At 46.1% G+C, this 284-nt stretch carries 1 pseudogene; it reads right to left on the bottom strand.

What is annotated here, in order from left to right:
- Window positions 1-284: pseudogene (locus AB4486_RS28240) on the bottom strand (methyl-accepting chemotaxis protein); the annotation flags it as partial.

Raw genomic sequence — 284 nt, forward strand, 5'->3', positions numbered from 1 at the left:
GCAATACCACCAATCACAGACACTATCGACTGAATGCTCTGTGTTTCATTAGCCATAGAACGAATATCATCAGACGTCGTGCAAACTTGCTTCTCAAGATCACTGATGTACGTTTCTGTCACCGTGTTAATTTGCTTAGTCTCGTCACTGAACACGGCCGCATCTCGCGCTGCTTCTGCCGCTGACTGTGAGTTCTTCTCGACTTCACTTGAAGCTTCAGACAATCCATTAATCGCAGAGACCACCTGAACCGTTTCATCGGTATGAACTTTCAGTACATCGCT

Source organism: Vibrio sp. 10N.222.55.C6 (assembly GCF_041473395.1).
Classification (GTDB): domain Bacteria; phylum Pseudomonadota; class Gammaproteobacteria; order Enterobacterales; family Vibrionaceae; genus Vibrio; species Vibrio crassostreae_C.